Source organism: Virgibacillus sp. MSJ-26, assembly GCF_018918075.1.
Taxonomy (GTDB): domain Bacteria; phylum Bacillota; class Bacilli; order Bacillales; family Amphibacillaceae; genus MSJ-26.
Window position 1 is genome coordinate 18191 of the sequence record NZ_JAHLPW010000018.1, and the last position, 20568, is coordinate 38758.

Annotated in this window: 20 protein-coding genes and 1 riboswitch; of the genes, 12 read left to right on the top strand and 8 right to left on the bottom strand. The window is 36.7% G+C overall.

Annotated elements, in window-relative coordinates; all coding sequences use genetic code 11:
• Positions 1-293: 293 nt before the first annotated feature.
• The 6 genes from KQI49_RS15085 (at position 294) to KQI49_RS15110 (ending at position 3763) form a co-directional block, all read left to right on the top strand.
• Positions 294-845, top strand: coding sequence for a GNAT family N-acetyltransferase (locus tag KQI49_RS15085; protein ID WP_216490331.1), 552 nt, complete (start codon positions 294-296; stop codon positions 843-845).
• A gap of 310 nt (positions 846-1155) precedes the next feature.
• Positions 1156-1491, top strand: coding sequence for a DMT family transporter (locus KQI49_RS15090; RefSeq protein WP_216490332.1), 336 nt, complete (start codon positions 1156-1158; stop codon positions 1489-1491).
• Between the two features lie 2 nt (positions 1492-1493).
• Positions 1494-1808, top strand: coding sequence for a DMT family transporter (locus tag KQI49_RS15095; RefSeq protein ID WP_216490334.1), 315 nt, complete (start codon positions 1494-1496; stop codon positions 1806-1808).
• Positions 1809-1875: 67 nt separating this feature from the next.
• A complete protein-coding gene (locus tag KQI49_RS15100; protein ID WP_216490336.1) occupies positions 1876-2079 on the top strand; it encodes a PLD nuclease N-terminal domain-containing protein in 204 nt (67 codons plus the stop codon).
• Positions 2079-2987 carry an ABC transporter ATP-binding protein gene (locus KQI49_RS15105; protein ID WP_216490338.1) on the top strand — a complete coding sequence of 303 codons (909 nt, stop codon included), beginning with the start codon at positions 2079-2081 and terminating at the stop codon, positions 2985-2987. Before KQI49_RS15100 ends, KQI49_RS15105 begins: the two co-directional genes overlap by 1 nt.
• Positions 2984-3763, top strand: coding sequence for an ABC transporter permease (locus tag KQI49_RS15110; protein WP_216490340.1), 780 nt, complete (start codon positions 2984-2986; stop codon positions 3761-3763). The genes KQI49_RS15105 and KQI49_RS15110 overlap by 4 nt, the downstream gene beginning before the upstream one ends.
• 98 nt (positions 3764-3861) lie before the next feature.
• On the opposite strand, the gene KQI49_RS15115 is transcribed toward KQI49_RS15110, so the two are convergent.
• From KQI49_RS15115 to pdaA, 4 genes are all read right to left on the bottom strand, one after another.
• Entirely contained in the window at positions 3862-4737 is an 876-nt protein-coding gene (locus KQI49_RS15115) for a ComEC/Rec2 family competence protein (protein ID WP_253286859.1), read from the bottom strand.
• Between the two features lie 164 nt (positions 4738-4901).
• The gene (locus KQI49_RS15120) at positions 4902-7031 is read right to left on the bottom strand and encodes an ATP-dependent Clp protease ATP-binding subunit (protein WP_216490342.1); all 2130 of its coding nucleotides are present in this window, start codon (positions 7029-7031) and stop codon (positions 4902-4904) included.
• Positions 7032-7777: 746 nt separating this feature from the next.
• Positions 7778-9355: an acyl-CoA synthetase MbcS gene (gene mbcS / locus KQI49_RS15125; RefSeq protein ID WP_216490344.1), complete on the bottom strand. Its 1578-nt coding sequence runs from the start codon at positions 9353-9355 to the stop codon at positions 7778-7780.
• Positions 9356-9481: 126 nt separating this feature from the next.
• The gene (gene pdaA / locus KQI49_RS15130; protein ID WP_216490346.1) at positions 9482-10270 is read right to left on the bottom strand and encodes a delta-lactam-biosynthetic de-N-acetylase; all 789 of its coding nucleotides are present in this window, start codon (positions 10268-10270) and stop codon (positions 9482-9484) included.
• Positions 10271-10403: 133 nt separating this feature from the next.
• Positions 10404-10588: riboswitch (cobalamin riboswitch) on the top strand.
• A 116-nt stretch (positions 10589-10704) separates the two neighbouring features.
• On the opposite strand from pdaA, the gene KQI49_RS15135 reads away from it, so the two are divergent.
• Complete coding sequence (locus KQI49_RS15135) at positions 10705-11196, top strand: acyl-CoA thioesterase (protein WP_216490347.1); 492 nt, start codon at positions 10705-10707, stop codon at positions 11194-11196.
• A gap of 155 nt (positions 11197-11351) precedes the next feature.
• Here the strand turns inward: KQI49_RS15135 and KQI49_RS15140 are convergent, their stop codons facing one another.
• From KQI49_RS15140 to KQI49_RS15155, 4 genes are all read right to left on the bottom strand, one after another.
• Positions 11352-11819 carry a thioesterase family protein gene (locus KQI49_RS15140; protein WP_216490348.1) on the bottom strand — a complete coding sequence of 156 codons (468 nt, stop codon included), beginning with the start codon at positions 11817-11819 and terminating at the stop codon, positions 11352-11354.
• Positions 11820-11888: 69 nt separating this feature from the next.
• A complete protein-coding gene (locus tag KQI49_RS15145; RefSeq protein WP_216490349.1) occupies positions 11889-12860 on the bottom strand; it encodes a 3-hydroxyacyl-CoA dehydrogenase NAD-binding domain-containing protein in 972 nt (323 codons plus the stop codon).
• A 190-nt stretch (positions 12861-13050) separates the two neighbouring features.
• On the bottom strand, positions 13051-13935 hold the full coding sequence (locus tag KQI49_RS15150) for a beta-keto acid cleavage family enzyme (protein ID WP_216490350.1): 885 nt from the start codon (positions 13933-13935) through the stop codon (positions 13051-13053).
• Between the two features lie 2 nt (positions 13936-13937).
• Positions 13938-14483 carry a GbsR/MarR family transcriptional regulator gene (locus KQI49_RS15155; protein WP_216490351.1) on the bottom strand — a complete coding sequence of 182 codons (546 nt, stop codon included), beginning with the start codon at positions 14481-14483 and terminating at the stop codon, positions 13938-13940.
• Positions 14484-14957: 474 nt separating this feature from the next.
• On the opposite strand from KQI49_RS15155, the gene KQI49_RS15160 reads away from it, so the two are divergent.
• The 5 genes from KQI49_RS15160 (at position 14958) to KQI49_RS15180 (ending at position 20221) form a co-directional block, all read left to right on the top strand.
• Entirely contained in the window at positions 14958-16091 is a 1134-nt protein-coding gene (locus KQI49_RS15160; protein WP_216490352.1) for a betaine/proline/choline family ABC transporter ATP-binding protein, read from the top strand.
• Between the two features lie 99 nt (positions 16092-16190).
• Positions 16191-16844 (top strand): ABC transporter permease, encoded by a 654-nt coding sequence (locus KQI49_RS15165; RefSeq protein ID WP_216490353.1) that lies wholly within the window; start codon positions 16191-16193, stop codon positions 16842-16844.
• Between the two features lie 15 nt (positions 16845-16859).
• The gene (locus KQI49_RS15170; RefSeq protein ID WP_216490354.1) at positions 16860-17786 is read left to right on the top strand and encodes an osmoprotectant ABC transporter substrate-binding protein; all 927 of its coding nucleotides are present in this window, start codon (positions 16860-16862) and stop codon (positions 17784-17786) included.
• Positions 17787-17804: 18 nt separating this feature from the next.
• Entirely contained in the window at positions 17805-18479 is a 675-nt protein-coding gene (locus KQI49_RS15175) for an ABC transporter permease (protein WP_216490355.1), read from the top strand.
• Positions 18480-18511: 32 nt separating this feature from the next.
• Positions 18512-20221 (top strand): CocE/NonD family hydrolase, encoded by a 1710-nt coding sequence (locus KQI49_RS15180; RefSeq protein WP_216490356.1) that lies wholly within the window; start codon positions 18512-18514, stop codon positions 20219-20221.
• Positions 20222-20568: the final 347 nt, after the last annotated feature.

A 20568-nucleotide genomic window follows, 5' to 3' on the forward strand; every position in this document is an offset into this window, starting at 1 on the left:
CCCATAAATGTGTCTGGTGCCGATAAAAACTCCTTTATTAAAAAGACAGAAGGATTTTTCAAAAAAATGATTCCCTTTTTAATTAAAACATTGTAGAATATAACTACCAAAGAACAAATAATAGTTTCAGGGAAGGCAAATGGTGCGCCACCAGTTCGACTGGTTCTAGTGGGTTCGATTCCCACCCCGAATTTTGGTTTGTACGTTAACTAAAAATTCGTGGGTGGGTCGAACTCTTTTTTCCTTTATAGCTCTATAGGACCCTCCTACGCAAAAATAAGGAGGGCCTTTTCATGTTAAAAAGACATGATTTAAACGAAACACCAACTTTATTTGAGCTATTATCTCACCCTGAAGTTTATCCCTTTGTTCGTAACAACGCGGATACTTTGGACTCATTTTATTTTATGATGAAGCAAACAATTGAAGCAGAAAATAATGATGAACTTTTTTCAAGAACAATATTGAACGAGTACAGTCAACCGATAGGGATGATTAGTTTATATGACGTTCAAGATAATTATGGTTTTTTGGCAACATGGATTGGCAAGCCTTATTTTGGAATGGGATATAACAGATTGGCTAAAGAGGAGTTTTTTGATGAGCTATTTTACACTCACAATATTGAAACAATCTTTATGAAAGTACGCACAACAAATCACCGTTCTTATAAAGCTGTCAGGAAATTGCCTTATGCAATCTTAGGAAATAGCATTTACCAAGATATTTATAACAAAGTGAATTTTCTTGCACCAACTTATAATATATTTGCTATTACTAAGAAGCTATATAGTTCTTATAAGCAACTAGCGGTTCAGCCGGAAACTAATGAGGAAGTCATCTAATCATTTATTTAATATGCCAATCAGCAGGGGGTTTCTTGTTGATTGGTTTTCTTTATGCACATTTTCATGCTAATATCCACAACACCCTGTTAACAACCTTCAAATATCCCTGTTAATTTTGTGGATATTTTAATTATATGTGACTAAATTAGCACACCACTTGTGTATAACCATGTGTATAACGTTCATTACAGCCTCTAAACTTCATCTCTCTTAATATTACCTGAAACTGTGGTAAACTAAGACTGTGTGCTTCCAATAATGCCTTAATTTTAAGCTGAAGTACTGCATAATTGAGAGGAGATATTAAATGCCGTGGATTTATGTTTTGTTCGCAGCAATCGTTGAAGTATTCTGGGTGATCGGTCTGAGATATTCCAGTACACTTTTAGAATGGCTCGGCACAACTGTTGCCATTGTTTTTAGTTTTTACTTTATTATTAAAGCGTGTGAAAGATTGCCATCTGGGACAGTCTATGCAGTTTTTACAGGCTCTGGAGCGGCAGCAATTGTATTGATAGATTTCTTCGTTTTTAACGCAAATTTTTCGACACCACAATTTTTCTTAATAGGCTTGATTATTATCGGAGTCGTTGGAATTAAATTGACGACGGATGAAGAAGTTCCAGAAAGAGAGGCTGGTTAATTTTGTATTGGCTTTTTTTAATCATTGCAAGCTTCGGTGAAATTTTTGGTGTGATGAGCATCAACTTATATATTCAAAAAAAGACGATAGGTCGCCTGACGTTAGTTGTCGTAACATTTGGTTTCGGCTTTTTATTTCTATCTATGGCTATGCGTGGCATTCCACTAGGAACCGCTTATGCTATTTGGACTGGTTTAGGCGCTGCGGGAGCTGTCTTAATGGGGATCTTCTTTTTCAACGAATCTGCAAGTTGGAAACGAATTGCCTTTTTATTTTGCATTATCGCTGGTGCCGTCGGTTTAAAATTATTAGAATAACATCCAAAGTGAAACCTTTTCCTAAAATCTAACGTATGTAATTTATAGAAAAAGATGAGGTGAACATATGGAAGAAGTTGTAAGCAACATTAACTGGGCAGTCATAGCTCCTCTACTCGTCATTCAGTTTATTTTGCTTGTCGTTGCCCTAATTGATTGGATTCGGATAAGAGAAACAAATGGTCCAAAATGGCTATGGCTAATTATTATTTTATTTGTAGGCACTCTCGGACCTGTGCTCTATTTTATAATAGGAAGGAAAAATGAGTAATGACCATACTTAAAGTCAATGAAGTTTCCAAAATATATGATAAAAAAGCAGCCATTAAAGATGTTAGCTTTTCATTTGAAAGTGGAAAGTGTATTGCTTTAATTGGTCCGAATGGTGCTGGCAAAACGACCATTTTACGAACATTAGCCGGTTTATTAAAACCTACGTCAGGAACTATCACATTTCAAGGGCAAAAAGCAAATGACGACATTCGCAAGGTGATTGGTTATCTTCCGCAACACCCTCACTTTCCCGGTTGGATGACTGGAGAGGAATTTCTCATTTTCAGCGGGCAACTCGCATATCTAACTAAAGAGACGGCGAGCGAACGTGCTATCGAATTATTAAATAAAATGGGACTTTTAGATGTTAAAAATAAAACGATTAAAACATATTCTGGAGGTATGAAGCAACGGCTTGGCATCGCTCAAGCGATTATCCACAATCCAAAACTCCTTATGTTGGATGAACCTGTTTCCTCACTGGATCCACTTGGAAGAAGGGAAGTTCTAACCTTAATGGAAGATCTGAAAGAGCAAATGACCATATTATTTTCAACACATATTTTATCAGACGCGGATGAAATAAGTGATGAGCTCCTTCTCTTAAATGAGGGGGAACTTATTGAGGCAGGCACAATAAGTGAATTGAGACAAAAATATCAGACTACAATTATTGAGCTTCAATTCCAAGATAATTTAAAAAAATATCAAGAAAAGGTGAATGTCCTCGCTTCTGTTGTAAACAGTACGATCAAACGTAATACTTTATATGTGAGCGTCACAAACAGCGCCCAGGCGAGAAGAGACATTCTACATGCCGCTTCTGCTAATCAGTGGACTTTAACGAGCTTTTCTATTAATCAAGCTTCACTTGAAGATATGTTTATGAAGGTGGTTAAAACATGACACAATGGTTGACCCTTTTTAGAAAAGAAATGAGTGAATATTGGCGTAATTTAAAATGGATTTGGGTACCTCTAGTCATTATCTTACTGGCCATTATGGACCCAATCACATCGTATTACTTACCGCAAATTATAGAGTTATCTGGAGATTTACCTGAAGGATCAACCTTTGATTTACCAACTCCTTCACCGCCTGAAGCGATTATGATGAGTCTCTCTCAACTGAGTAGTCTAGGCGCCCTAATTCTTATTCTTATTTCGATGGGGTCTATTTCCGGTGAACAACAAACAGGTATTACTGAAATGATCCTTGTTAAACCTGTGTCATTTGCAAATTATGTATTAGCCAAATGGGCAGCTCTTGTATTGCTTATTTGGGTCTCGTTAATTTTAGGTATACTCGCCAGTTGGTACTATACCAATATCTTGTTCGGCTCTTTATCTTTTATCTCATTCATACAAATTGTTTGTTTCTACGGTCTGTGGCTAACACTAGTTGCCACTATATCTATTTTTTATAACACTTTAGTAAAATCGCCTGGTTTTGTAGCATTTCTAACGATTAGTACATTAATGGTAATGAGTATTATTACACAATTATTCGGTAGTCATCTAAAGTGGAGCCCGAATAACTTATCAAACCATATCAACGAGATGCTGATCTTTAATGAAGTGTCTATATCACTTATTGCTACAGCTCTTGTCACGTTATGCTTAATTGTTATTTTACTAATCGGCTCATTCTCTATATTTAAAACAAAGGAACTAGGCAAATAAATATAAAAAAGCGATTTAACAATCCTTTCGTTGCTAAATCGCTTTTTTATTATAGTTTGTTTATATTGAAAGTCATCCGGAACCCCTCTCACTAGAATCTAGCCTGCTTTTTCGAGAATTCCTTCATTTGGACTTTTTTCTGTTTCAATAAAATAATTTTTACCATTAGTTAAAATGATAATATCTCCAAAGACAGCGGTTGAATATATAAGAGTATCTAATTTATTTAAATTCGTAACTACGCGATCGACAGGATGGCCAAATCGATTTCTTTTTTTATAAGTTAGTAAAGCCACTTTCGGATCCACTTTTTTTAAAAATTTCATTGAACTACTCGTTTTTGATCCATGATGAGCGATTTTGATAATATCAGCTTTTAAATTATATTTTTCAACTAATCGTTTTTCTTGCCCTTTTCCTACGTCACCCATAAATAGAAACGCCATATCCTTATAGGTCATTTTTAAAACAATAGATGATTGGTTACTATTTTTCCCTTTTTTATGAGTGTTTAAAACGTTAATAGTCAATTCAGAATCAAGACGTACCTCATCCTTTTCAGTTGCCAAGTTAAATAAAATATCTTGTTTTCTAATTTCATTTAAATAACGTGCATAGGTTCTAGTGTGATGGAGTTTCCCCGAATCAAGGACTTGCTTTACTTCAACTTCTCTCATCACATCGACAAGTCCACCAATATGATCGTAATCCGGATGTGTAGCAATGACTAAATCCAATTTTTTAACTTTTTGCTCCTCTAAATAACTTAAAACTTTCGTACCGTACTCAGGTCTGCCTCCATCAATTAAAATATACTTTTCATTAGGCGTCTCAATCAATATACTATCTCCTTGGCCGACATCAATAATGTGGACTTTCATTTCTTTCGGTAGTTTATCAGCATTAACGGATGATAGTGGCAAAGAGGTAAAGAATAACATTACAAAAATTAGTGCATATCGTAAATATCCCATCGCATCATTAACTTCCTTTATCAATAATCATATTTTATCTTTTCACAAACAGAAGTTTTATATCCCAAATTTCCCGAAGAAAAATACACCAATCTATGTACGCCTCTTAAGCAGGATATAAAAAAGATCAATCCCGAATTATCAGGATTGATCTTTTAATTTATTTATGCTTTTTGGACGGCAATATCATTATCTTCTACTACAATATTGACCTCATCTACATGATCTTGTTCTAAGATTAAATCTGTAAGTTGATCTTCAATTTTATCTTGGATAACACGACGTAATGGTCTTGCACCAAAACGTGGGTCATAGCCTAAATCGACGAGTTGCTCTTTAGCTTCATCGGTAATGTGGAAGGTAATGTCATTTTCTTCAATAGTATCGTGGAGTTCAGTAAGCATAAGATCCACAATTTCTAATAAATGTTCTTTGTTTAGTTCATTGAAGTTAACGATAGAGTCAAATCTGTTAAGAAATTCTGGTTTAAAGTAATTACTTAACATTTCAAGTGTTGTTACTGAATCGTGTGCATCTGGGTTGAAGCCTACATTAATTTCTTTGACACCTGTACCAGCATTACTTGTCATAATGATAACAGCATCTTTAAAGCTAACGGACCGACCATGTGAATCTGTCAAATGACCATCTTCCATGATTTGTAGGAATGTGTTTTGTACATCTGGATGTGCTTTTTCAATTTCATCAACTAAGATGATTGAATAAGGATTGTGACGAACACGCTCAGTTAATTGACCTGCTTCTTCGTGGCCAATATATCCTGGAGGTGAACCAATGATTTTAGACACAGAGTGTTTTTCCATATACTCACTCATATCAAGGCGAATTAATGAATCGCGAGAACCAAATAGTTCTTCTGCTAACACTTTGGTCAATTCTGTTTTACCAACACCTGTCGGTCCGACGAATAAGAATGAACCAATCGGTCTTTCTTTCGCTTTAAGTCCTGCACGGCTACGGCGAATAGCTTTAGCTACTTTATCAATCGCTTCTTGTTGACCAATAACTTTTTGACTTAAGTTTTGACCAAGATTTCTCATTTGCTCTTGTTCATCAGCTTGAAGTTTTGTAACAGGGATACCTGTTTTTTCTTCAACAAGTAATTGAATATCAGATACATCTACGTTCAACACTTTTTCCGTATCTTCGCTTTTCTCTAATTGTTTTTGAAGTTGGATTTCTTGATAACGTAAATGTGCTGCGCGTTCATAATCTTCTTGTTCTGCTGCCGCTTCTTTTTCTTTGATTACTTCCTGCAAACGATGATCAATGGAATCAACATCTCTGTCTGAGTTTTTCAAATTGAGGCGTGAACCGACTTCATCCATCAAGTCAATGGCTTTATCTGGTAAGAAACGATCTTGTATATAGCGATTTGAAAGATTGACGAAGGCACGAATGGTTTCATCAGAATAGTTAACATCATGGAATTCTTCGTATCGTTCTTTAATACCTTCTAGGATCAAAATCGCTTCTTCCGGTGTTGGTTCTTTAACTATGATTGGCTGTAAGCGTCGTTCGAGTGCAGCGTCTTTTTCAATTTGACGGTATTCTTTTAATGTTGTGGCACCGATTAATTGTAATTCACCGCGTGCTAAGGCAGGTTTTAAAATATTTCCTGCATCCATTTGTGAACTTTCAGCAGTACCTGCACCTACTAACAAGTGAATTTCATCTACAAATAAGATAACGTCTTCTCTTGTTTTTAGTTCTTCGATTAATTGTTTCATGCGTTCTTCAAATTGTCCGCGAATGCCTGTATTGGCTACTAATGAAGCGACATCAAGTAAATAAACTTCTTTGTTCATTAGTTTCGTTGGTACACTACCTTCGACAATTTTTACTGCAAGACCTTCTGCGATAGCTGTTTTACCGACACCTGGTTCACCGATTAAAACTGGATTATTTTTATTTCGACGATTTAATGTTTCAATTACACGTTTAATTTCATTGTCACGGCCAATAACTGAATCAACTAAACCAGATCTAGCATCATCTGTTATATTTTTACCAAGTTGGTCTAATAGACCATTACCTTTATTTGTCTTTTGTTTTGTTCTTGTTCCGGTTTGACCTTGACCACCTGCTTGGAAAAAGCCATTGGAAAATGCGTCATTGGCGTTTTCACCTGAGAAAAAGTTTTCTGGATTTGCCACTTTTCCTTGAAGTTCTTGAAAGCAATCATTACATAAATGCATCTGCATGCGACGATTATTAATTTGCATTGTCATATTCACAGTTGCATCATTCATTTGGCAATACTGACATTTCATTTTCCATTCCTCCTATATAATAATTCTTTTCATATATTAAAATCACTTGCCAGTCTTACTTTGACTTTGACTATCTTTGACCTTATGACTACATTATACTCTGACCTTCTTTGACTTTCAAGTCTTTTTGCTTATTTTTTTTAAAAAGTTTCTTTTGATGAGAGCTTTGCTTATTGAAGCTGTTTGCCACCCTGCCACGATAAACAATATCCCCTTTGAAAGAATTCATTAAACATAACTTTTGAATTAAAATACTCTTTGACCTTTTATAAAAAACAAAAAATCCTATTAAAGAGGATTTAATTCTTTAATAGGATTCTTTACTAAATTTCTTCTTATATATATAGTCAACTTTCGCATTATGTAATCAACGAATAACCCTTGTGATCATAGCGGTAGGATAAGATACATTGCACCAGTTCACTATTGGATGAACCGCCCCATAATAATATATATTACATTAATCAAAGAGAAACCATAATTATAGCGGAGGAAATACGCTGAGACTCCTGTGGGAGCTGAGGCCTAGATGAGACCCCGCAGAGCGTTAAGCTCGAGGAGGCTCATCAGCCACCCACGGAAAGCGAAGCGTATTTCCATAGCGATGGTTCAACGGTTAACTAAAGTTCTATTTTGAGAAACAGCTCCATTTAAACAAATTGTCAAGAAGATGACTAGAAAAACTATTAGTTTAGTCCCATTCACTATTTAAGCTTATTCTATTGATGCGAAAGTGGAATAAATTGTTATTGTTTTAGATTTTCTTTGTTTCTCAGTTCGATTCGTCTAATTTTTCCTGATGTTGTTTTCGGTAATTCATCGAGGAATTCTATAGCTCTTGGATATTTATATGGTGCTGTGTGTTCTTTGACATGATTTTGTAATTCCTTGATCAACTCATCTTGATCAAGGTTCACATTACTTTTTAGAACAATATACGCTTTGACGATATTCCCACGTACTTCATCGGGGCTTGCTACAACTGCACACTCTTGGACGCTAGGATGCTTAACTAAGGCATCTTCCACTTCAAATGGCCCAATCGTATAACCAGAACTAATAATGATATCATCACTTCTGCCTTCAAACCAGAAATACCCGTCTTCATCCATTGAGGCTTGGTCTCCTGTGACATAGAAATCGCCTCGCTCAGTCATCGTAGTTCTTTCAGGGTCTTTATAATATTCACGGAACAGTGCTGGTGAATTTCTTCTTAATGCAATATCACCAATTTCGCCTGATTCTACTGGATCACCATTTTCGTCAATGATCACAACATCATTTCCAGGAGTAGGTTTACCCATTGATCCCGGTTTAACTTCCATGTCTTTTGTTATGCCGAGTAATAATGTGTTTTCCGTTTGACCATATCCATCTCGGACAGTTAAATTAAAATACTTTCTAAATGTGTCAATTACTTCAACATTTAACGGTTCTCCTGCAGAAACGGCACTATGTAATGCAGGTAATTGATACTCTTCTAAATTATCTTCCTTTGCCATTAAACGATACTCTGTTGGCGTACAACATAACACATTGATTTCTTCGTCTTGAAGGAGTTGCAAATAAGTATCCGCTTTAAATTTACCATTATAAACAAACCCTGTAGCGCCAGATCCTAATACTGATAAGAATGGACTCCATATCCACTTTTGCCAGCCTGGCCCTGCTGTCGCCCAGACCTTATCTCTTTCGCTAATACCGAGCCAATTTTCAGGTGCTGTCTTGAGATGGGCGAATCCCCAGCCATGAGTATGGACAACGCCTTTAGGATTACCTGTCGTCCCAGAGGTGTATGGTAAAAATGCAATATCATCACGCGTTGTATCTACCATTCCTAATTCAGCTGAACTTATCTTTTTTTCCTCATCTAAGAAAATCCAGTCCTCGACCGCTTGACCAACAGAAAATTTTATTAAATCATCATACTGCTGAATACCGTCATATTGATCAACAAAGGGATAATAACTTACAATACCGCTAACTTCTGCATGAGTGATTCGATATTGTAAGTCTTTCGTTTTTAACATTTCAGACGTTGGAACAATAATGATTCCTGTTTTTAAAGCGGCTAAGTATACTTCATACGCTTCGATTAATCGCGGAATCATAACAAGAATTTTATCACCACGTTTTAATCCAGAATCAAGGAAAGCGTTACCAATTCGATTTACGTCTTCTATTAAGTTTGTATAGGTAATTTCCTTTCTCTTTCCTTTGTCATCAAGCCATACAATCGCTTTTCTCTCAGGATCTTTTACATACTTTTCTACTTCCATGGCGATATTGTAGTTTTCTGGAGCAATGAGTTCCTCTCTTTTCACAATTCCACACCCCTCGTATTATTTATTATTCAATTATAACAAAAGTTTAGAAAATTTTAAATGATAATATAAAAACGATTTTATGGTTATTTTTTTTCCATAAAATCGTTTTTATTTCAATATTATTTATAAACCAAAAAAGCCGTCAGATATATTTTTTTTCATAACGAGGTCATCTAAACTTTTAAAATTATAACCTTGTTTCTTTAATTCAATAATGACTTTCTCAAGAGCTTCCGCGTTGTCCGAAGAAACTGCGTGCAAAAGAACAATGGCTCCAGGATGAATTTGATCCATTATTTGATCATAAGCATATTCCCAACCTTTTTGATCCCCTGTATTCCAATCCTTAAAAGCTAGCGACCAAAAGATATGTGTATACCCTAATTCATTGGTCCATTTTAATGTATTTTCACTAAAAATACCACGAGGTGGCCGTAAATATTGAAGTTCTTTTTGGTCGGAAACTTCGGCTACCGCCTCTTCCAAATCTTCGAGCTCCTTCTTAATTTCTGCCTTTTTCATAATCGTAAAATCAGGATGATGGTAAGAATGATTCCCGATAATATGCCCATCATCAACCATTCTCTTTACCAAAGCAGGTTCTTCTTTCACATAATGTCCAGTAACAAAAAAAGTAGCCGGAACCTTTTCTTCTTTTAATACATCTAATACGTCTTCTGTATATCCTTCTTCATACCCATTATCAAATGTCAGATAAATATTTTTATCACCGGAATCATCAGCATAGTAAGCATTGTATTTTTCAAGCATCTCATTATACTTTCCTATATCTGGTATGTCATGATTGTCATTTTTTTTATAGCCCCAACCATATCCACTGGCTGCATGAACTGTGCTAAAGCTCGTTAAACAAAACAACATGGCTAAGACTAAAATAAGTCGTTTCCGCATATATTATCACCCTCTTTATATTACTTTTTCCACAGAAATCTTAATTATACGGAGAGACATTTAGTTATTATACAACTGAATTGTCTGTTAAAAGTTAAGCCTTCTGATATAATAGACATGGATTCAACTAATTAAATAGTATGGACTTATTGGTGACCTTAGAAATAAGGTTTAAAAGAGAAGTTGGTGAAAATCCAACGCGGTCCCGCCACTGTATTGCAGAGTTTTCTCATATAAACCACTGTGTGATTGTTGCATGGGAAGGTGAGTATAACAATGAAGCTAAGCCAGGAGACCTGCCAATAAGAAAGCATTTATCCTACGGGAGAATAGGAGGGTGTTATTCAGACATATTTTTAACTGTTTTAATTTTGTCTTAATATACTCTAACAGCCTTCTATATTAATGAAGGCTGTTTTTTTTAGGAGGAAAGCATGGATAAGATTTTAATAAAAGATACAAAAACGACACAGACACGATTAGTTCTTCCACCCGATACCAATCATTTGGATACCATCTTTGGCGGGAAAATACTTGCCTATATAGATGAAATCGCAGCCCTGACAGCTATGAAACATGCTAAAAGTGCTGTAGTGACAGCATCGATTGATTCAGTTGATTTTCTTTCATCAGCTAAAGTGGGTGATTCACTAACGCTTGAAGCCTACGTTACATACACAGGTACAAGCTCAATGGAAGTATATGTTAAAGTTATTGCTCACGATTTAATTAATCATGAAATCACATTAACAACTGAATCATTCTTAACTATGGTAGCCCTAGATCAAGATGGTAAACCAACGCCAGTTCCAAAAGTATACCCAGAATCTAAGCAAGAAAAAGAGTTTTATTCCACAGCTCCAGAGCGAAAAAGGTTAAGAAAAGAACGGGCAGCAAAGAGACCTAAAAGTTCGCCAATTCTATAAGTGACATGACCAAACAAAGGCTGAAACTAGACGTAGCCAGTTTCAGTAAACATTTATCAATAGAAGCTTTAATGTGATAGTTACTAAACATAAAAATACTGAGGAAATACCTTTTAGGATTTCCTCAGCTAGTTAAGTTCATATATTATATATTTTTAACGCCGTCTAATTCCAATTGTTCGACCTGCTTGTTTAGGTGTTGGCATATCTTTTTGTTTTTCGGCAATGGTTTCTATTTGCTTATAAATACTTTCAGGAAATTCACCTGGCCGGCCTTCTTTCATATCCATTCCCATAAGCATTTGTTCACTTGTAGCGACTAAGTCTCCCTCTCTGTTTCTCATTAAAAAGAATACATGCATCCGTTTTGAATCATGATCTAGTAACTGAAGATCAATATCTAATTTTTCACCTTGATCGGCTTCCGCTAAATAGGATAAATGCGTTTCAAGTGTAAAAATAGAATAAGAATGTTCTTTTCTAAATAACTCATCAATCCCTATCTTAATCATCAACTCTTCAACAGCCAGACTGAATATACGTGCGTATTCTGCATCATTAAGATGGCCGTTATAATCAATCCACTCCTCTTTTACGGTACAATTCATTATTTTCTCTACCATAAATATCACCTTTCATAGTACATACATTTTTCAATTGAAAAATAAATAATATAAAATGAAACTTTTTAATTATAAAGAACCGTTTAAATTAGCTGTTGGCCAATATTTTTGAAGTAGTTCGTCCAATTCAATTAAGAAATCGTCACGACGTTGCTCTAAGTCTGCGATATTATGGCCTTTTGTTTGCTGTTCACAGCCTTCAATTACCTTATTTGATAGCTCTTCTGTTAGCTCCGGTGCTACTAATTTTGTCCATGGTAGTTTTAGTGCAGGGCCAAATTGGCGAAGCATATGGCGCATTCCTTCTTCTCCACCCGCTAAATGAAGAGTCATAAATGGTCCCATAAGCGCCCATCTTAAACCTGGTCCGTAGACAATGGAAGCATCAACTTCTTCGGTCGTTGCAATCCCGTCATTAACAATATGGAGGGCTTCACGCCAAATGGCTTCCATTAGACGATCAGCGACATGTCCTTCAATTTCGTTTCTAATCACTAATGGTTTCATTTTTACAGATTCAAATAGTTCTTTAGTACGTTCTATTGTAGTTGGGGCTGTCTTTTCTCCACCGACTAATTCAACAAGTGGAATAAGATAAACAGGATTAAAAGGATGTGCAACTAAGACACGTTCTGGATTTTTACAATCTGCTTGTAAAGTTGTTGGTTTGATGCCAGACGTACTTGATGAAATAATCGCTTCTGGTTTAGCTACAAGATCAATATCACTCAGTATTTTACGCTTTATGTCTTCGCGCTCGGGTACGTTTTCTTGGATAAAATCAGCACTTTCTACAGCTTTATTAAAATCGGACTCAAATTTGAAATTATCCATGGAAGCTGATTCAGCAAGACCATATTTCTCAAGTTTTGGCCACGCGATTTTAAGGCCTTCTTTAATTTTCTCTTCCGCTCCAGGGGCTGGATCAAATGCAGTTACATGGTACCCCTGAGAAAGAAAACGAGCAACCCACCCTTTTCCAATCACTCCTGTACCAATGACAGTTATATTTTTAATAGTATGTGTAGAGTTTCTCTCCATGTTGTTCACCTATCCTTTTTCTGTTTAAATATATGAAAAGGAAAGAGGGTGGGACATAATTACCTCAACGGTGTACCTTTTCATTAGCGCCGGTGAATTATCTCTTTAGTATCGATTCTTTACCGAGTTTGAGGTTTTTGTCCTAGCCACATCTTTGTTTTCATTTAATTTTTTTCTACTCAATTAAAAGTTACGATTTAAATTTCTTCAATCCAAGAATTTGACGTGCTTCTTCAGGAGTCGCCAGTTCTGGACCAAGTTCTTGTACCATAGAAACAGCTTTATCTACTAATTGCTCATTTGAAGCAAGAACGCCTTTTTTCAAGTAGAGATTATCTTCAAGCCCGACACGAACATGTCCACCTAGCAACACGGACTGCGCTGCCATTGGAAACTGCATACGACCAATTCCAAAAGCTGACCAGTTTGAATTTTGAGGTAAACGATCACGCATATAAATCATCGTTTCAGCATCAGCTTCAGCTCCCCATGGAAGGCCTAAACATAGTTGGAATAATGGGTCACCTTCTAGGAGACCTTCACTCATGAGCTGATGAGCCATACGGATATAACCTGTATCGAAACATTCAAGTTCTGGCTTTACGCCACTTTCTTTAATTAACTTGGCATGTTCTCTCATCCATTCAGCTGGATTAATATAAACCATGTCACCGAAATTAATGCTTCCGATATCAAGAGTACAGATCTCAGGAAGTAATTCTCCAATAGGTTGGTGCCTTTCTTCAGGAGTTTGTATCCACGTTCCTTCCCCACCTACTGCCGGGTTCTCAGGGCTCGGAATCCAATCTCCACCCCCACCAGCCGTAATATTTAGTACGACATCGGTATCAGATTCACGAATACGTTCAACCACTTCACGGTATAAAGCAGCATCATGGCTAACTCCACCGGTTTTCGGATCTCTGACATGAATATGAGCAATGGCGGCACCAGCTTTTGCTGAATTAATAGCGGCCTCTGCTATTTCTTTTGGAGTAACGGGGACGTGTGAACTCTTCTGTGTCGTTGCTCCTGCTCCAGTAACAGCACTTGTAATAATCACTTTATTTTGCATAATTATTCCTCCTCTAACTTCTTGGGAACATGGTTAAATATTTCCCCTGATTCAAAGAAATCAATTAGACGACTAATCCAATCGTAATAATCAAGCCATACTTTTGTTTCCCCAAGCAATTCATTAATTTCCTCTTCTAATTCCTTATTTGGTAAATCCTTTTCTTGAAGGGAAATTAACTTTCGGCTTAATTTTTGTTCAAAGACTCGACTTTTGTTTATTGCTCTGCGCCAATTCGATGTAAACAGAGAAATAAATGTTTGATAATAATCATCTTCTACGTTTATCAAATCTTTCCGAACACCTTTTTTAAATACCTTTTCAGCAATATTAAGCTCAATCATTTCACGAACAACTTGACTCATTCGCATCTTAGTCATTCCTGTAGCTTCTGAAAGTTCATCTAAAGTCATCGGTTCACGATTCATATAAATAATGCCTAACACTCTTCCGACCGTTTCAGTGACACCAAAAGTATGCATATTATCTGCAATTTTATCTACAAACTGGACTCTTGCATCCTCGATTTCTTGAGATAAATTATTCATGCGCATATCTCCTTACTAACCGCCTTTTGATTTGCGTAGCCAACTATATCACAAATAATAATAAAACGAAAAATTGCTTTCACCCATTATACAAGAGAAAAACAGCGAAATTGTAAGAAAAACCTTTGCTAAAATACATAAAATATTTATTTTACACATTTTATAATAAATGAGCGTTAATTTGCCGGTTTATATTTTGCTCTAACTCTTTTACAATATTTTCTGTGTCACTTCAAGTAGTTATTCGAAATTAGATGCCTATCAGTCTGGTCATATTCAATTGATTATCTCCGTTTAGGTTTTAAGGATTTTTTACATTCCTTTGATTTATGAATTAGCAAAGAGTACTCTTACGCTTTTTCGGTTTGCTTCTAGACATTATTCAGTCATCGGGCAGAGTGCTCTTTTTTTTATGGGATTAATTGTTAGCTAGAGATGAATATGGAATTGATAATAAAGAGGAGGTGCTTTGTTTTGCTAAAATTTAATCACGTTACAAAAATATATGAAGGCGGAACAAAAGCAGTAAATGATTTAGATTTGCATATTAAAAAAGGGGAATTCGTTGTATTTATCGGTCCGAGCGGATGTGGTAAAACAACAACGATGAAAATGGTTAATCGTCTACATGACGTTACTGAAGGAAAAATTTATGTTGAGGGAGAAGATATCTATGATAAAGATGTCGTAGAGTTACGTCGTTCAATTGGCTACGTTATTCAACAAATTGGATTGTTTCCTCATATGACTATAGCCGAAAACATTGCTCTTGTCCCTAAATTATTAGGCTGGCCGACAGATAAACGATTCGAACGGGCGGAAGAATTATTGCAGTTAGTACAAATGGGACCTGAGTACTTAAATCGATATCCCGATGAACTAAGTGGCGGACAGCAACAGCGTATCGGTGTACTGCGTGCCTTGGCCGCAGATCCACCACTGATTTTAATGGACGAGCCATTTGGTGCCCTCGATCCGATTACAAAAGATAGTTTACAAGACGAGTTTAAGCAACTTCAACAAGATTTAGGTAAGACAATTGTGTTTGTCACGCACGATATGGATGAAGCGATTAAATTAGCCGACCGGATTGTTATCATGCGTGCAGGCGAAATTGTCCAAGTGGATACACCTGATGAAATATTACGTAACCCTGCGAACGAATTTGTTCAAGAATTTATTGGAAAGCATCGTTTAATTACATCAAGACCTACATTACGGACGGTTAGTCAAATTATGAACAAAGAACCTAAAGTCATTACAGAAGATAAAACTTTGTCTGAAGCAATTAAAACAATGAAAGATCATAAAGTCGACTCTTTACTAGTTGTCGATCAGGATCAGGTTTTAAAAGGCATGATTGATATCGAGATTATTGATCAGTATCACAAAAAATCTTTATATATCTATCAGATCATGGATACAGACATTTATAAAGTTGAACAGCATGCTTTATTACGTGATACAATCCGGAGAATCTTGCGTAATGGTACGCGTTATGTGCCCGTTGTTGACGAAGAAAATCACCTCACAGGCATCGTAACTAGAGCAAGTCTAGCTAATATTGTGTACGATTCAATCTGGGGTGAAGAAGAATCTTTAGTATAAAGCGAAACTTATTCAGTGGAGGTTTTCTTATTTTCCCACTGAATATTAGTTGAACGTATCTGTGATACATGGACAGTTTTACGAAAAGGAAGTGAGACAATGGAAACATTTCAAACATTTTTAATGGATTATGGAGATCAGCTCTTGTTTAAAACATGGGAACATCTATATATATCAGTTATTTCTGTAGTCCTTGGCATTATTGTTGCCGTTCCTCTTGGGGTTGTCTTGACACGAGTGCCAAAAGTTGCGGATAAAATAATGGCATTGGTAGGTATTATTCAAACATTCCCTACTTTAGCCATACTCGCCTTTTTTATTCCACTGATTGGAATTGGAAAAATACCAGCTATTGTCGCGTTGTTTTTCTATTCTCTTCTACCTATTTTAAGAAACACTTACACGGGTGTCAGTAGTTTGGATGAAGGGTTAATTGACGCAGGTCGCGGTATGGGAATGACAAATTTTGAACGTGTTAAAATGGTGGAATTACCATTAGCAATGCCTGTAATTATGGCTGGCATCCGCTTATCCACTGTTTACTTAATCGGTTGGGCAACGCTCGCTGCTTATATCGGAGCAGGTGGACTCGGTGATTTTATATTTGACGGTCTAAATTTATTTAAAACAGAATTTATCTTAGCTGGGGCGATACCGACAACTCTACTAGCCATTATCATTGATTATCTACTTGGCAAACTAGAGGAAAAACTAACGCCTAAAGGATTAAAAGATACCACGGAGACAGCGTAGAAAGGAGTAGATAATATGGGGAAATTAAAACCCAATAAATCATTAAGCATTCTATTAATTTCTTTAGTTATGCTTCTGAGTGGTTGTTCGTTGCCGGGGCTCGGTTCTTCCTCCAAAAACACAGTTACCATCGGAGCATTAAATACATCTGAATCGTCAACTATAGCCAATATTATTAAGCAATTGATTGAACATGATACAGACTATTCAGCAGATATTATCGGAAATATGGGGTCTTCAATTGTTCAACACCAAGCCTTAGAACAAGGTGAAGTTGATATCACAGGCACACGCTACACCGGAACAGACTTGCCAGGAACACTCGATATGGATCCTGTCACAGATACAGATAAAGCATTAGATATTGTTCAAGAAGAATTCGAAAAAAGATTTGACCAAAAATGGTTTGATCCGTATGGTTTTGCGAATTCCTATGCTTTTACTGTTACAGAAGAGCTAGCTGAGAAAGAAAATTTAAAGAAAGTCTCTGATATTAAAGAGCTGGCACCTGATTTACGTCTTGGTGTGGATAATGCTTGGTTGAACCGAGAAGGTGATGGTTACCCAGCATTTATTGAAACATATGGGTTTGAATTCGGAAAAGCTTACCCAATGCAAATTGGTTTAGTTTATAAGGCTGTCGGCAGCGGGGAAATGGATGTTGTCTTAGCTTATACCACTGATGGACGTCTGGAAGATTATAATCTCGTTACACTTGAAGACGACAAGCAATTCTTCCCTCCATATGATGCTTCATTGGTAGCCCGTAATGACGTCTTAGAAGACTACCCAGAACTAGAAGACACACTTAATAAACTTGTTGGAAAAATCGATCAGGATATGATGTTGAAAATGAACTTTGAAGCTGATGTCAAAATGAAAGAACCAGCTGTCGTAGCTAAAGAATTCTTAGAAGACAATAATTACTTTGCTAACGAATAATGAATAGAGGTGAAACAAATGGAAACATTAACTGAACTATGGAATTATTATGCACAAAACTATTCGTATGTGTGGGAAGAATTTTACAGACATTTCCTAATGTCGGCTTATGGAGTTTTGTTTGCAGCTATTATCGCGATACCTGTTGGAATTTTCATAGCCCGTCACGCAAAGTTAAGCAAATGGGTGTTTTCCGTAACGAATGTTATTCAAACGATACCTGCTTTAGCTATGTTAGCCGTTTTAATGCTTATTGTCGGATTAGGCCCAAATACGGTTGTCGCAGCTTTGTTTTTATATTCCCTCCTTCCAATTGTTCGGAACACCTATACAGGTATTCGAAATGTTGATCAGGCTTTGATTGATTCTGGCCGTGGTATGGGAATGACAAAATTCCAACTTCTTTATATGGTTGAATTCCCCCTTGCACTATCTGTTATTATGGCGGGAATCAGAACAGCCTTAGTTATTGGAATAAGTATTGCAACTATTGGTGCTTTCATCGGTGGGGGCGGCTTAGGAGATATCATTATTCGTGGGACGAACGTCTCCAACGGTACGGCGATTATTCTTGCTGGTGCGATTCCAACAGCACTCATGGCTGTCATGGCGGATCTTGGCATGGCTTGGATTGAGAGAAGCCTCATGCCTGGAGGGTCTAAAACAGTGAAGCAATCTACTGAAGCTGTCTAATCCAGATTAGGGACATCGTTAGGGTGAATAGTATGACAAATTCAAACATTATTTTAGAAACAAATATATCATGTGAAATGCGCGACGGAACGATTTTATATGCAGATGTTTATCGACCTGACGAACCAGGTCGTTTTCCTGTTTTATTAACAAGACTTCCATATAATAAAAGTGATCCTTTTTATTCTCACCGGTACTTGGATACAAACCGCTTAGTTCAACATGGTTATGTCATTGTGATTCAGGATGTTCGTGGACGCTATGCATCAGAAGGAGAATTTTTCCCCTTTGAAAATGAAGTGGAAGATGGCTATGATACCGTTGAATGGGCTGCCTCTCTTCCCTATTCCTCAGGAAAAGTCGGGATGTTTGGTCTCTCTTATTACGGTTTTACCCAACTTATTGCAGCAGCTGAACAACCACCAAGTTTAACAGCAATCTTTCCAACCATGTCACCAAATGACTTTCAGAATGACATGCTTTTCCACGATGGAGCTCAAAAAATAGCTTCTCTAAAAACATGGACGCTTGAATCAATCGTTCCAGATTTATTAAAAAGAAAATACACGAGTCGTCAGCATTATCAAGATAAACTAGAACATTGGGCTGAGGCTCTAAATAACTTGGAATCCTCATTTCAAGAAGTGGATCCAAACTGGGACTTACTTAGAGATTTAAATGTAGCTGATTTTTACGCAGACTTATTAAATCGTTCTACTAATAACCCCACTTGGAACAAGAGTAAAATCAATCATTTAGATATAAAGGTGCCTGCCTTCCATCTCGCTGGATGGTACGATAATTTTCTCAAACCTACCATTGAGAATTTTATACGGTTGAAAAAAACATCAAATTCCCCTCATAAATTGATGATTGGGCCATGGACTCATGGGAATTTTTCAGATACCATTGGAGATTTAAATTTCGGCATGCAAGCATCAGAAGGCTTTTTAAAAGGTAAAGAAGATTTAACGAGCCTCCACTTACGTTGGTTTGATACCTGGCTTAAAGGTAAACTAACGGGAATAGAAGTTGAGCCACCGATAAGCATTTTTGTGATGGGGATTAATGAGTGGCGTGATGAATATGAATGGCCGCTTAAGCGAACTAAATATACACATTATTATTTTCACAGTAATGGTTATGCCAATTCACGCTACGGAGACGGAACTCTGAGCATGACTGAACCTGAGAGTGAGCCTCCAGATACTTACAAGCATAATCCAAATAATCCGGTACCTACTCAAGGTGGGCAAACCCTTTACCGTGGAATACAAACGTCTGGTCCAAAAAATCAAAGTTTGATTGAGGAAAGGCAAGATATGCTCATTTTCACTTCAATGCAGCTTGAAGAGCCAGTTGAGGTTACCGGACCTATTAAAGTTGTTTTATGGGCAACAACGGATGCTGAAGATATTGATTTTACAGCAAAGCTCGTTGATGTCCACCCAAATGGTGACGCATATAATTTAACGGATGGCATCATTCGGGCGAAACATTGGCATGACTCTATGTGTGAAAATAAATTCATTAGTGAGATAACGCGTTATGAGATTGATTTATGGTCAACCAGCAATGTGTTTTTACCTGGCCATAAAATTCGGGTTGAAATTGCCTCAAGTAACTATCCACATTTTGATGTGAATCAGCGGACAGGCAGCACATCTCAAGCTACACAGATCATATTTCATGACAAGTCTTACCCTTCACATATCTTGCTGCCGATAATTCCAAAACTATAGTTTACGAAGATAAGTTAATACTATGTATAGGATTTTCTCATATCTCTAAATGATGGGTAAGTGCTAGACCAACGCTACGGAAATAAACACTACGCTAAAAAAGGATTACAAGATGTTATGACGGACTCATCCCGCATATTAAGCATGATTATAAATGGAACTTTGTCTACTAGAGTCACTATGTTGTTTTTCTATACCTATTCGTCAGCTTTCTATTTTGAATCAGGAATCATTTTCTAGCGGAGATACATTGAGACTCCTAGGGGAGCTATGGTTTTCGGTGGGGCGAGCATTCACGCGCAGTCCCAGAGGCTTCGGTGAGACCCCGAAATGCTTTAGCATTCGGA

Bases quoted from the DNA above. Each gene is read 5' to 3' on its own strand.
- KQI49_RS15085 (WP_216490331.1), top strand. From the start codon at position 294: ATGTTAAAAAGACATGATTTAAACGAAACACCAACTTTATTTGAGCTA.
- KQI49_RS15090 (WP_216490332.1), top strand. From the start codon at position 1,156: ATGCCGTGGATTTATGTTTTGTTCGCAGCAATCGTTGAAGTATTCTGG.
- KQI49_RS15100 (WP_216490336.1), top strand. From the start codon at position 1,876: ATGGAAGAAGTTGTAAGCAACATTAACTGGGCAGTCATAGCTCCTCTA.
- KQI49_RS15105 (WP_216490338.1), top strand. From the start codon at position 2,079: ATGACCATACTTAAAGTCAATGAAGTTTCCAAAATATATGATAAAAAA.
- KQI49_RS15110 (WP_216490340.1), top strand. From the start codon at position 2,984: ATGACACAATGGTTGACCCTTTTTAGAAAAGAAATGAGTGAATATTGG.
- KQI49_RS15115 (WP_253286859.1), bottom strand. From the start codon at position 4,737: ATGGGATATTTACGATATGCACTAATTTTTGTAATGTTATTCTTTACC.
- KQI49_RS15120 (WP_216490342.1), bottom strand. From the start codon at position 7,031: ATGAAATGTCAGTATTGCCAAATGAATGATGCAACTGTGAATATGACA.
- pdaA (WP_216490346.1), bottom strand. From the start codon at position 10,270: ATGCGGAAACGACTTATTTTAGTCTTAGCCATGTTGTTTTGTTTAACG.
- KQI49_RS15135 (WP_216490347.1), top strand. From the start codon at position 10,705: ATGGATAAGATTTTAATAAAAGATACAAAAACGACACAGACACGATTA.
- KQI49_RS15140 (WP_216490348.1), bottom strand. From the start codon at position 11,819: ATGGTAGAGAAAATAATGAATTGTACCGTAAAAGAGGAGTGGATTGAT.
- KQI49_RS15145 (WP_216490349.1), bottom strand. From the start codon at position 12,860: ATGGAGAGAAACTCTACACATACTATTAAAAATATAACTGTCATTGGT.
- KQI49_RS15150 (WP_216490350.1), bottom strand. From the start codon at position 13,935: ATGCAAAATAAAGTGATTATTACAAGTGCTGTTACTGGAGCAGGAGCA.
- KQI49_RS15155 (WP_216490351.1), bottom strand. From the start codon at position 14,483: ATGAATAATTTATCTCAAGAAATCGAGGATGCAAGAGTCCAGTTTGTA.
- KQI49_RS15165 (WP_216490353.1), top strand. From the start codon at position 16,191: ATGGAAACATTTCAAACATTTTTAATGGATTATGGAGATCAGCTCTTG.
- KQI49_RS15170 (WP_216490354.1), top strand. From the start codon at position 16,860: ATGGGGAAATTAAAACCCAATAAATCATTAAGCATTCTATTAATTTCT.
- KQI49_RS15175 (WP_216490355.1), top strand. From the start codon at position 17,805: ATGGAAACATTAACTGAACTATGGAATTATTATGCACAAAACTATTCG.
- KQI49_RS15180 (WP_216490356.1), top strand. From the start codon at position 18,512: ATGACAAATTCAAACATTATTTTAGAAACAAATATATCATGTGAAATG.